Source organism: Actinokineospora iranica, from assembly GCF_900101685.1.
Taxonomy (GTDB): domain Bacteria; phylum Actinomycetota; class Actinomycetes; order Mycobacteriales; family Pseudonocardiaceae; genus Actinokineospora; species Actinokineospora iranica.
Map to the genome: position 1 here is coordinate 19,810 of NZ_FMZZ01000013.1, position 12,916 is coordinate 32,725.

Genomic DNA, 12,916 nt, shown 5'->3' on the forward strand with positions numbered 1-12,916 from the left:
CTCGCTTCTCTGCACCAAGCAAGCCGACATGCCAGAGTGGCTATCGAAGCTGTTGCTGCAACAGTGGTCGGACTGTGTCTGCGGTGTGTGTCCAGTTATGCGCCGCTGTGCACGAGCGCCGCCCACAGGTCGGGGCGGTCGGGGTGTTCAGCGCGCAGGTCCAGGGTGACGTGGCGCAGGGCGTGAGCGGGCTGATCGGCAGCCGGTGGGGTGGGCAGGCGGTGGTAGAACGCGGAGGCGGCGGTGGCCGCGATGTGGTCGTGAAGCGGCCAGAGGCTGGCGATGACGTGCCGGAATCCGGCCATTTGGAACGCTGAGGCGATGTGGAGGGACTCGTCGGCGTGGTCCCATCCACCCTGCGCTGTGGAGCAGGCGGACAGGTAGGCCAGGTCGGCGTCGGCGAGCCGCATGCGGATGATGTCGGGTAGGAGCAGGGTGTCGTCGTGCAGGCATAGCCCACCACGGGACGGAGTGGCGAGGTCGGCGTGGGCGTGGCAGGCGAAGTGCGCCCAGGTGGCCGTGGGTAGGACGGAGCGGACACGTGCGGTGGTGGCTTCTTCGTCTGCCAGCGCTGGGGTGTCGGGGTGCATGGCGTGCAGGGCGGCAGCCTCGGCGGCGGTCCCAGGCAGGTCGGGCAGGTTGGGGGTGCGGGTGAGGGCGACGGTGAGCTGCCGCCGGGTTGAGGCCGCCGGACGCGCACGAGTATTGGCCAAGGCGCGCAAAGTGGGGGTGTACGAGGACACGACCTTATCGAGGGCATCGGGTTGGCCGGAGTGGCCAGCGGCGTGGAAGGGAAACAGGCCGAGCAGGCCGATAGGCAACCACCACACCCGCAGCGGTTCATCGGTGTCGTCCGCCGCAGGGAGGGCGTCGAGCACGGGTTCGACGATGGCGTCCCACAACCAGCCGAGGATGTCGGCCACTACTCGCCGTCGGCGCAACGTCCCTGACAGCAGCCGGCTGTCATGCGCGGCTATCAACATTTCCCGCGCACGGACCCATACCTCCTCGGGGTCGAGGCCGGGCAGGGGGATGCCCGTGGGTTCGGCGTCGCTGGTGATGATGATCGCGTCGCTGCGGAGCCCGCCAGCGTTGACCATAACTACCGCGCCGCCAGCTGTGGCTGGCTGCAAATCTGCGAGACGGGGCGGCCGCTGGAACCGTTCGAAGCCGGGGCGCTGGCGGATCTGGGCGAGCAGTTCGTCGTGCTCGGCCCACAGGCGCTTGCGGGTCTCGATCTCCTTGATGGCATCGGCGGCGCGGCCGCTGCCAGCTGGGGCGTTGAGTTGGTCGCGGATCTGTTGGAACTGTCTGCCCAGACCGGGGTCGGCGTCGTTGAGGTCGCTGAGGTCGGTTCGCGCGTCCATCTGGGCGGCGAGCAAGACGCCCCGGCCCGACTCGGCGGCGTCGACCGCGCCGGTGAGATCGTTGAGTGCGCAGTGGGCGGCCACCGCATCCCCCACCAATCCTGACCGTTGACCAAGGATGTGCTCCTGATCCGTCCACGTGCCCTCGCGGGGCGTGGACAGCGGCAGCATGGCCACTGCTGCATCGAACAGTTCCACAGCGGTGGCCTGTTCGCCCTGTGCATACGCCAACTGGCCGAGGCTCTGTGCAGCTTTGAGGCGCTGTGCCGGTGGGGCAGTTGTGGCCGAAACGACGTGATCGGCAAGTGCTCGCAAGGTTGTCCCGCTGACGTCATGCCCGGACCGCTGGAAACGCCTCAGGTAGGCGGTGCCGAGGTTGCTCAGGAACATCGCGCTGCGGGGGTGGTCGGCGGGGATGAGTTCGAGCGCTTGCTCGGTCAGCTCGATCGCCCGCTCCAAGTCCGCCATGGTGCCGGTGCGCTCGAACCGTGCCAGGTAGGGGCCGCCAAGGTTGGCCATGAACAAGGCTCGCTCGGGGCGATCCGCAGGCGTGGTGTCCAGTGCCTGCTCTCCTAACCCGATCGCCCGCTCCAAGTCCTCCGCCGCACCAAGACGTCGAAATCGCCTCAAGCGGGCAGTGGCGAGGTTGATCAAAGGACCTGGTTGATCGGGGTGGCCTGCGGGGATGAGTTCGAGCGCCTGCTCGGTCAACTCGATCGCCCGGTCCAAATCCTGTGCCGCGCCAAGATGCTCGAACCGTGCCAGGTGGCGGCCGCCGAGGTTGGCCCTCAGCGAGGCTCGCTCAGGGTGGTCCTCAGGTGTGGCGTCGAGTGCCTCCTCTCCCAGCTCGATGGCCCGCTCCAGGTCCGCTACCGCGCCGACACGCTCAAACCGTTCTCCGTAGGCGGTGCTGAGGTCAGCCAGGTGTATTGCCCGGTACGGGTGATCGGGGTCGACCGCGTCGACGAGCTGCCCGCGCACCTCGATGGCCCGGTCCAAGTCCGCCGCAGTGCCGAGGCGGTCGAACCGCCGCATGCGCACGAGGCCAAGGTTGGCCAAGCACCGCGTTCGTTCGGGATGGTCTGCACGGGTGGTGGCGAGCGCCTGCTCGATCAGCTCGACCGCCCGATCCACATCCGCCACGCGGCCAAGGCGCTCGAAACGCCTCAGATGGGCAAGGCCGAGATCCGATAGGAGCGCCGCTTGACCGGGGTCGTCTGCGGGACCGAGGTTGAGCGCCTCCTCGCCCAGCTCGATGGCCCGCTCCACGTCCGCCATAGCGCCGTCGAGGTCGAACCTCCTCAGGTAGGCGGTGCTGAGGCCGGACAGGAGTGTTGGTTGATCGGGGCGGTCAGCGGTGGCGAGCGTCTGCTCACCCAGCTCGATCACCTGGTCTACGTCCGCCACGGCACCGAAGTACTCGAACCGCTTCCAGTGGGCGGCGCGGAGGTTGAACAAGAGCGAGTTTCGGTACTGGTCGCCGCCTGGTGTGGCGTCGAGGGCCTGCTGAGTCAAGCTGATCGACCTGTCAAGGTCCTCCTTCCCGCCAATGCGCTGGAACCTTGTCAGATAGGAGCGGCCAAGGTAGCCCAGGCGCAACGCCAGGTCGGAATGGCCGGAAGGGGTGGCATCGAGCACCTGCTCACCCAGTTCGATCGCGCGGTTCAGATCCGCCGCCGTTTCCAGCCGCTCGAACCGCCTTAGATGGGCGAGACCGAGGTTGGACAGGAGCGTTGCCAGGTACGGGTCGTCGGCGGAGGTTGCGTTGAGCGCCCGCTCGGTTAGCTCAGCCGCCAGGTCCAGGTCCGTCATCGCGCCCGCGCGCTCGAATCGCACCAGGCAGGCGCGGCCGAGGTGGGCCAGGCACCCTGCCTGGATCGGGCTGCCAGCGGGAGCGGCCTCCAGCGCCCGCCGACCCACCGAAATCGCCCGGTCCAGATCCTTCTCCGCGCCGGTACCTTGGAACCGCCTCAGGTGGGCGCGGCCGAGGACGTGCAGATGCCACGCCCGGCTGGGGTGGCCTTCGGGGGTGGCTGGCACGGCGGTGGCCAGCAGGACAATAGCGGCCTCGGCCAGCATCACGTCGGTGTCGGCGGCCGCATCCTCCACGAGGTCGAAGGCGAGCGCGGTTTGCTGGTCGATGTCGGCGTCGGGCCCGATAAGGGCGTGCAGCGGGGCGGGGATGGCGCCGGGGTCGTCGGCCAGCGGAGCGCAGAACACGACGGCCCGAGCGAGGTCCCATAGGCGACCAGGGCGGGGTGGCGTCGCCACGGTGCGCAAGAAGAACAGCCACCCTAAGGCGTGGTGGGCCACCGCCAGCCGCCTGCGGTCCTCAGATTCCGGGCGCCCTGTGCTCCTCGTCCGCGCTGCCCGCCAAAGCCTGTCGGCCTCGGCCAGGGCCGCTTCATCCATGACAGCACCAGCCTCGCGGGTTTCCCTGTAGGCATCAAGCCGCCATCGCACTTGCCGCGTCAAGTCGTCGAACGACATGCCGAGCCCCCTCTAGTCGTCCCAGGGCTTGTCGTGCCGCATGATGCCTTCGTGACCTTGCATTCATCGTCCTTTCCGGATCAAAGCGGTGAGTTGTTCGCCTTCGGCGATGCTGAGTGGACCTACCGCACCCGGTTCGCAGACGCCGAAGGCGACCGCCAGCGCTCGGCCGTGTAGGTCGACCGCAGATTCGGACAACGCGGCCAGGTCAGTCATCGCACTGCGAGCGCGAGCCCAACCCGTGATACCGACTCCCGCACCCACCACTGATGCTGGCCACCAGAAGATGCCCAGCATCAGATACGGCCAGGCCCAGGTTCCGATGGCGACGGCGGCAGCAAACGCCGCGTGGGCCGCTGTTATCTCCGCACGGGTCGTGTCAGGAAGCACCAGCCACAACCGCGGCCAGGCGAACGGTAGGTCTATGCCGTAACGGTGCAGGGCAATGCGCTCGACGGCATGGACACGGTCACCCATCCAGGTGGGGCGACCCGGCTCGGCATACGCAATCCGGTTGGCCTTGTCGGCTATGAGATCGATCTGAAGCTGCTGGTCGGGCGAGCGAGACTGATGGGGATGCTCCCGCTCCAGCGCGCGCCGCTGCTCGACGCAATGCTCCCAGCGGGCATGCCTCCGGCCTACCCGCCACCGACGTATCGGCGCGAGCGGGCCCAGCCACTGGCCAAGCCAGAGCACTCGGGTAATCCCCGCCAGGGACTGAACCGCCAGTCCGGTGCCGCCAGCCGCAAGCAGGACGGCGACGATCACGACGGCTTGTGTGCCACCCGACTGGCGGCCCATCGCTAAGGCGGCGGCCGACACGGCCCCGGTCAGCTCACGCCAGTCCAGGGCATGCGCATGCCCCAGTTCGACCGCCCACCATACGGTGACCATGACCAACGCGCCGGGCACCACTAAGAGAGCGACCCACTGATCGGCCAGTTTCTTCGCCAGTTCCTGAAAGAAGCCGCCCACCTGACTTACCGCCGCTTCATCGGCTGTCCGGTCACCGTGCACCGTGGCACGGGGCCTGCCGGCGCGGTGAGGGAGACCCGATCACAGGCACCGTCAGGGCAGCAGAACCGTTCCTCGTCGGCCTGTCCGGGGCCTGCTCCCGGCAGCCCGCTGGCCAGTGTGCGCACGGTTTCGTCGAGGCTCGATCCCAGCAACTCGGCGAGCAGGGCCAGGATCGGGAGTCGCGCCCGAGCTGCCGCTTCCAGCCGTGCCAGAGCACGCTGCCGCTCGTGCGGCTGGCGGGCACACTCGGCTCGCAACTCATCCAATTCGGCGCAGAGAGCGGTGAGCGCGTGCCGTTCCGCCAGATCCACGTCCGACCTCCTCAGTCGTCGATGCCGTCGTCACGGGTGAACCCAGCGGCGGTGCTGTGGCTCCACACCGCCGCTGGCTTGTCATCTTGCACCCGATCGCCCCCTTCCGTGCACCGCTCAGCGGAATAGGTCGTCGGTGGTCGAGAAATCACCAGCGCCAGGCGCGTGTCGTCTCCACCTCCTCCTCGCCTGCGGCAAGTACATCGTGACGTGCCCCCGGCTGAAGCGTCTAGCAGTACGTCGACCGCACACCCGGCGTGTCGTTGCCGCCTGCCGCGATCCAGCCCGGCTTGATCAACCGGATGTGGTGGTGGTCGGCATCCCGAGGTTGACCTGGCGAGCAACCCGAGTCAGACGCAGCGCGTCGGCGCGCTTGTCGCGTAGGCACTGGAGCGTACGGTTGATTCCCTTGATCTCGCCAGCCAGCCTTCGATGGCGGCACACTTCTTCCGGTCTTCCAATTCATCCAGGCGCGGCAACATTTTTGGATTTACACGTAACTGTGGGCACCACAGGCAAGCGTGCTCATGCGGACAATCGGTCCCATATGGGCGCCCGCAGGAGCCAAGTTCCACCTTTCGCTTGTCGAAGTGTTCCTCGAGCTCTGCCCATTCTTCGTCTGTCGCTGGGCGGCATTCTTCCGTTGGTCGCATCGACCGGCGACGACCGAGGAAGTCTTGCACGTGCCGGATGAGGTCTTCCTTAAACACCGCGACATACCCTTGCGTAGTTTGCAGGCTCACGTGCCCGAGCAAAGCGGCTCCGATATGAATTGGAAGCCCATTGTTGACAGATCCGTCGCAAACAACCTTCGAAAACCGTGTGGCGTGAATTGCAACCCGTGGAATTCAGAAATCGTTTCACTGTCCGCCTCCCCCAAACAAGGCCTCTGCGAGTGCGACCTCTTCCTCAGCTGCTCAAATTTCTCACGACCGCCGACTACGCCCACGCCTCAAGGAACAACTCAACCTCGAGCGAACACTTACAGAAGACGGCTCCGACGCGGATGGCACCACGAAGCCGAACGACACGGCACGATCGCCAACCGCCTGAGCCAACTGCAGGAAGATCTTGGGCGAGAATCCGGCGCATGACCACTCCACTCGCTGTCAAAGCCGGGGCGTCTAGCCGCTGTCCGCGGCCCAAGGCTCCAGGTCACCCCAACAACCACCTCCCGGGACGTCTGTAGGAGTATCATCGCGGTGTCCATCGGTTGGGGTATAGCGCAACGGCACCGTGTTATCCGAGCCGGGCCTGCGCACTGTGCCGTCGAACTGTAGGCACCGGACCGATCCCGTGGCCTCGTCTGTGCGGGCGACCAACCACGGTGTCAGTGAGAGTGGTTGTCGTGTCGGGCTGAGGAGGACGGGATGTCCGGTAGTGAGCGGTTTGGTGGTGCGGATCGTCCCGTATTTTGGTGGCCCCAGGCCGGTGATGCTGCTGTAGGTCGCCTCGAAAGAGTGGCCGTTGTAGGACATCGCTTGCGGGACAGCGAGTTCGGCTCGCCAGAGGCCAAGTGCTCGGTGAGTGAAACGCCGGAGAAGATGCTCGAGTAGTGCGCTCATGGTGTGGTCCGGCGGGCGACCATGCGCTATGTCGTTACGCAATCGGACGAGGCTTCTGACCAAATCTCGGTCGGACTTCTTGGGTGCGAGCCAGGACCAGAACTGCGTGAAACTGACGTCTGCGGTCGGGATATTCGCCAACGCGATGCACAGATCAAGCCAGGTACCCATGCTGAGCGAGGAAATCTGCTGACGGTTGATCCCGCGAAGTGGCACCGGCTCCGTCGAGCTCAATCCAATTATTGAACCGAACCGCAGGATTTCTTCAACTGCGAGAAGCCCTTCCAGCAGCTTCTTGTCGGGATCGGCCGTCGATTCGTATCTTGCGAATCGGTAGGCTAGCGGCGTGGGAAGTTCCTTGCCTGCCTTGTCGAGCGCTTCGACCTGAAATTTGTCCACCGTCTCGGCGCAGCGGGAAAACAGATCCTGCGCGGCTTCTGTCTTCTCGATGTAATCTACCGCCCCGAGACGGAAGGCTTCACGCACCCCCCACCCCTCGCCGGAAAGCACAAAAGAGGGAACACGCTGCCCCTGGTTCTGGAGTTGTTCCAACAACCACAGGCCGCCCCATTCGCCCGGCGGCATCTTGAGATCAACAATCAATAGGTCGATTGGCCACATAGATACATGACTCAACGCCGCATGACCATCCGTTACGAAATGTAGACTAGCCCCAGCCTCACGCAGGGAGGTGCATAGTGTACGCACTACATCCATCTGATCGTCGGCCACAAGAATGGAAATTCCGGCCAGTCGCTTGCTCACTGCGATTCACCCCCGAAATCAGCGGCGAGCGGCAGGGTCAGTAGCCATGATGTACCACGGTCAGTCGGCTGCAGCGCCAGTCTGCCGCCAGCACGAGACACCAGAGCTTGGGCACTCCACAGCCCAAGACCGTTTCCGCCAGCTTTCGTACTGTGGATCCGCTTCCGCTGGGCCCATGCGAGTGCGACCTCGTCGGGCAGCCCAGGTCCGTTGTCCGCGACCTCCACGGCCGCCTCGTACTCGTCTGCGGTCCACTCGATGCTGATTGAGCCACCATCGCCCATGGCCTCGATCGCATTCGTAATCAGATTATCTAGTACGGCCAACAGCGCAGGGGCCCCGATCTCGACTCGCGCGGAGCGCTCGACGGCAGGGATGGACAGCGAGATCGAATGAGGTAACCGGGATAGCACTCGACTGGCATAGTCGCGCAGAAATGTCCCGAGGTCAACGTCCCCGCAAGTCATGGAGCCAAGAACCGAGGTAGTCGCCTTTAGGCGGAGGACGATTGCTTGAGCCTCATCGAGGTGCGTACTCGCGGTGAGTTCCCGTCGGAGCTTTACACTCAGCGTCTCGTCCGCGATAGCGCCCGCGGTGGCTACGCGTGCAGCAACCAGTTGGTTCTTGAGGTCGTGCAGCAGGTCTGCCAACGACGACCGATATTGGTCGGCTTTCGGCACCATAGCGTCTCGCACAGCTCGGGAGATGACTCCCGACCCAGTGAGGATCTCAGGCCTGATGATGCGGACGTCTATTCCTTTTTCCTGCCCGGTCATCTTGAGTGTGTGCACCGTTGTGTTCCACAGGAGACTCACCATCTCAAAGCGCGTACGATCAGATGCCCCTTCAGAGCGGAACGCCAATTGCACTGCCGACCCAGGCAGCACTTTAACCGTCGCGGTGGGTTGCGACGCGAGCAGGGCGGCCGCGGCGGCGGCCAATGCGGCACGTTCACGGCCACTCAATGTGATTGACGGTAGATCGTCTGGGATCACGAGTCGAGTTCGGTATCGTATTCGCCACTCTTCCTCAAGGGTCGAAATATTTTCCTCAGGTTCGTCGGAGCCTATGCAGCGGTAGACATCGCACAGTTGGACCACGCGATCGACGTGATCCTGGATCAGCTTCTGCGGGTCGTCTATCTTTTCAATCATGGCCAGCACCGTCGACAGCTCCCGGTCGACTGCGTCGAAGTCGTCGATCTCACTCATGGCGCAGAACGCATCGGCGAGCCTATCCGGAGCTACCACTCGGCGCCCGAGTTGATCGCCGAGTAAGTGGTCTGCTTCACGCGCCCACTCGGCCAGGCGGCGACGATCGTCGATGAGATGCAGACCGCAAAGTTTTGCAGAGGCCCATTTCTTGAGGTGGTTGCTTGCAGTTGGTACCGCTGCCACGAGCTGGGCCAGCAGGAAACGCGCCAATGCCGGGACGCCTTCCGCTGGCAGTTCCGACAAAGAACGTATTCCGGGCCCGTCGGACAGTTTGTCGAGAGCGCCGAGTACTCTTGCTGAGACGCGGTGCTTCGCCCTGGCCTTATTGGATTCCGGTCCTCCACGCACTGTCGTGCTGACGTTGAGCGCTGGCGAGTGGATCGAGGCGACGGCTTCGAAGTCCGAGGCGTGATCGGGGCCTGATCTCACCACCTCGTAGTCAACCTCAAAGGGGACGACAGCGGCCACCATGGCCAGTTGCGTGGTTGGATCGGCCGCTCGGGTGCGGTCCGATGCGATGGCGGCCCAGATCGAATGCCACTGGGGAGGCCAGCCCTTCTCTAGCGAAGGCGGGAAACCTTTGGCAACGGTGACGGCACCGATCAAGGCCTGGAACGAGTTGGCGCTGATCTCCATCGTCGTACCTGACTGGTCTTGCCCCTTGCCTAGTAACAGTCCCGAGGCTAACTCCGCCTGCTGGAAGGCCCTCTCGTATACCTCATTCTGGATACTGAGGAACATGAACTCGGTGGGTCGCGTCTGCACGATGTTGCGGGTGACCGCGAGCGCATGTTCGTAGCCCAAAGTCTCGGATCCTACGAAGCCCAACGCCGAGTTGTCCCGCTGTCTGCACCACGCCACGAGCGTCTTGTTCTCGTATGCCCACGACGAGTGAATGAGTGCTTGGGAGAGCAACGCCTCAGCCTCCTGCGGCAGTGAGAACAGTTCTCGAAGCCGCCCTATCGTACTGAGGTGTGAGGGAGGCCTGGGGATGGCTACGGGCGGCGAGGCCGGTGCGGTTCGGTCTTGACCAGAGGCCATCAGAGGAGGGCAATGCCTTTGGAGGAAGTCTTGTGCTGCGGCGTTCGACGATATTTTCTTGTTCGTCCCACTTCCTTCGCCGCGTCGACCACGAGCATCGACCACTGTCGCCTGGAAGACAGGGGCGTGATCGGGGCCCTCACGAACGAGTTCGTACAACGGAACATCGGGTGCCAACTCACGGGCCAAGATGGTCTTGGGATCGACCACCGTTGTAGCAACGTTCACCAACGATACTAGGTCCGTAATCAACTGCTCTGCGACACCTTCTTTCCCTGCGAGACATAGAAGGCCGAGCAACCGCTTGCCCAGGTCGGCAATCACTTTCCGTGGCAGTTTTGTCGTCCTGGCGAACGTGCGCCCAACCGTGGCGGAACTAGCCAACCAGTTGCGATTTGCCGCCCACTCCGCAAAACTATCTGTGCAACGGCTGACGTGGGTGCTCATCGAAGCGGCGGTCGCTGCCGGACTCTGGTACGCCTCCATCATCGCGATTCGTCGGAGGAAGGTGGCGCCGAGACGGCTCAAAGCCTCGAGGTGCCACTTGGTCATGTCGGGCAGCAAGCGTTGATTTTCGTAGAGGTAGGTGAGATCGATTAACGCCAGCCACAACGCCCGGCGGAAGGTCTCGTCCAGCCCGTTCAGTCCGGCACTTGCGAGTGCTCGCACCAGAGGAGCGTCAGGCGAGATCAAGTTCGGATGTCCCTGAAGCACTCCGAACTCGCGTCGATCGATCAACTCTGCCACCCGTGCTCCCCGGTCAAGTACTTCCTCGCGTTCGCCGAACTCTATCGGCCCCGTCCAATAAATTCGTTACCGTTCGTGATCAAGATGTTAAGGTGAACGGCCGGGACTGTGAGCCAGCGGGCGGCGTTCGTCGGTCGAGAGTGAGTGCTGCGGTCGCTGGCCGATCCGTTCAACGCTGTAGCGACGATGTGCGGTCAAGGTGTCGAGATGAACCCGCAGTGCTCGGCGTACACCACTGCGGCGCGCCCGATGGTCGGGGGATGCCTCGACAGATGCCGCTCCGCACTCACTGCCTGACCGCTCTCGCGTGCACCGCCCCGCCCGGTGAGCGCTGGCCAGCATGCGGTGGTGGGGGTGGTCTGTCCAGCAGAAAGCGCTGGACAGACCAACCCCACCGCCGCCCAGCAGGCCGCGCACCACCGGACCAGGTCGGGCACCGCCCGCCTTCTGGGAGATCGCGCGGCCGGACGGCCACGCACTCCCGACAACGGTCCGCATCGTCCCCACGTCGGCAGGAGCAACCGATGACCGCAATCGCCCCCGTCCTTGACGAACCCACCTCGGATGACGCCGAGGCGAGCTACCCCTACATCGCCAACGGGGTCGACCCGCGCACCCTGCGGGTCGACGGCAACTCGAGGCAGGTCGGCGACATCCGCGCCAAGCGCCCCGACCTGGTCGACTCCATCGCCCGCCACGGCGTCGACCCCAAGGTCTCGATCATCAACGTCACCCCCGACCAGGACGGTGTTCTGCACGTCCTTGTCGGGTTCCACCGCACGGCCGCGGCGGTCGCGGTCAAGGACCTGGAGAACCCCGACCTGCTGGTCGACGTCCTCGTCCACGCCCCCGGCAGCACCCGGCGGGAAACCTTGATCGCCCAGGGGATCGAAAACCTTCACCGGGAGGGCTACACCCAGCTCGAGGAGGCCGAGCTCTACCGGCAGCTCGCGCTGGAAGGCCTCGCCGACGACGACATCGCCGCGGAGCTCAGCCGCCCGATCGACCGCGTCCGGGCAGGCCGCGCCGTGGCCGAAAGCGCCCGCACGGCCGACGCCGCCGAGGCACTGCCCCAGATCGACCTGTTCGAGCTGGGGGAACTGGCCGACTTCGCCGACGACGAGGACCTGCACAGCCAGCTGGTCGAGATCCTGCAGAGCCACCCCGCGCAGTTCGAGCACGCCCTGGGCAGGGCGCGTCGCATCCGTGACCAAGCCCGCGTGGAAGCCGAGGAGACCATCCGGCTGACGGAACTCGGCTACCTGGTCCTCGACGACGAGCAGGACCTGGACGAGTGCCACGTGCTGCCGCTGGACGAGCTGTGCGACGGGCAGGACCCGACCCCACTCGACCCCGCGGAACACGAGCAGTGCCCCGGCCGGGCCGTCACCGTCCGGGCCACCCGCGAGCTGGAGGTGGAGCTGGAGCACTACTGCACCGACTACACCGCCCACGGCCACCACACCGTGGAGTCGATGAAGGTCGCGGCCGAGGAGGCCGCCCTGCGCGACGCCGGGGTCACGGTGATCGACCCCGACACCCCGGGCGCCACACCGCTGGGCGACCTGCGCGCCCAGTCCGACTCCGCCACCACGCTGCGCGCCGAGGACCACGTCGACTGCCCTGGGCACGCCGCCTACGTCGGCCGCCTCTATTCCTGGTCGAAGCTGGCTCCCATTTATGTCTGCACCGACCACCTCGCCCACGGCCACGTCCTGTTGAGCGCCGCGCGCACGCCTCATTCGGCCCGCAGCGCTGAGTGGCAGAAGGCCGAGCGGGCCCGGACCAAGAAGAACAACGACGCCTGGGCCGACGCCAAGACCGACCGCCGCGCCTGGCTGGCCACCTTCTTCAAGGGCTGGCGCAAGGCCGACGTCAAGAAGCTGCCCAAGCGGTTGCAGCACTGGCTGGCGCTGGCCCCGATCCTGGCCAGCGACCACCTCGCCGACGCCGCACCCGGGCACGTCTACGCCTGCACTCTGCTCTCGATCAAGAACCCCGGCGGCGGACGCTTCGACCGCGACAGCAACCCGCTGGTCGCCCTGCTCAACCGCAAGACCACCACCGACGCCCAGGCCCTGTGGGTGCGCCTGGCCCAGGTCGTCGGCGCCGGGGAGGCCCACTGGAGCCAGCAGTCCACCGAGCGCAACGCCGACCTCACCTGGCGGCGCCCCTCCAGGGACACCGTCTTCTACTTCCAGCTGCTCGAGGTCCTCGGCTACCCCCTCTCCCACATCGAGAAGGTCACCCTCGACGCCACCGCCGATGCCGCGGTGTGGCCCCACCTCGCCGAGGACGACAAGACCGACGACGGCACCGAAGACACCACGGTCACCGAGGTCCCTCAGGCCGCCTAACCCGCGTCCGGCGGTCTGGGGCGCTACGCAACGCGCCCCAGA

General features: G+C 65.4%; 6 protein-coding genes. 1 reads left to right on the forward strand and 5 read right to left on the reverse strand.

From position 1 onward, the window contains the following. Positions 1–95: 95 nt before the first annotated feature. From BLS56_RS23225 to BLS56_RS23245, 5 genes are all read right to left on the reverse strand, one after another. Entirely contained in the window at positions 96–3,857 is a 3,762-nt protein-coding gene (locus BLS56_RS23225; RefSeq protein WP_091454791.1) for a CHAT domain-containing protein, read from the reverse strand. Positions 3,858–3,920: 63 nt separating this feature from the next. Continuing rightward, positions 3,921–4,874, reverse strand: a complete 954-nt coding sequence (locus BLS56_RS23230; RefSeq protein WP_228771859.1) for a hypothetical protein — start codon at positions 4,872–4,874, stop codon at positions 3,921–3,923. Beyond that, the gene (locus BLS56_RS23235) at positions 4,838–5,185 is read right to left on the reverse strand and encodes a hypothetical protein (RefSeq protein ID WP_091454797.1); all 348 of its coding nucleotides are present in this window, start codon (positions 5,183–5,185) and stop codon (positions 4,838–4,840) included. Before BLS56_RS23235 ends, BLS56_RS23230 begins: the two co-directional genes overlap by 37 nt. Before the next feature lie 1,124 nt (positions 5,186–6,309). Beyond that, on the reverse strand, positions 6,310–7,515 hold the full coding sequence (locus BLS56_RS23240) for a response regulator (protein ID WP_091454799.1): 1,206 nt from the start codon (positions 7,513–7,515) through the stop codon (positions 6,310–6,312). Further along, complete coding sequence (locus BLS56_RS23245; RefSeq protein ID WP_091454802.1) at positions 7,512–10,517, reverse strand: ATP-binding protein; 3,006 nt, start codon at positions 10,515–10,517, stop codon at positions 7,512–7,514. Before BLS56_RS23245 ends, BLS56_RS23240 begins: the two co-directional genes overlap by 4 nt. A 524-nt stretch (positions 10,518–11,041) precedes the next feature. On the opposite strand from BLS56_RS23245, the gene BLS56_RS23250 reads away from it, so the two are divergent. Beyond that, positions 11,042–12,874, forward strand: a complete 1,833-nt coding sequence (locus BLS56_RS23250; protein ID WP_091454805.1) for a ParB/RepB/Spo0J family partition protein — start codon at positions 11,042–11,044, stop codon at positions 12,872–12,874. Positions 12,875–12,916: the final 42 nt, after the last annotated feature.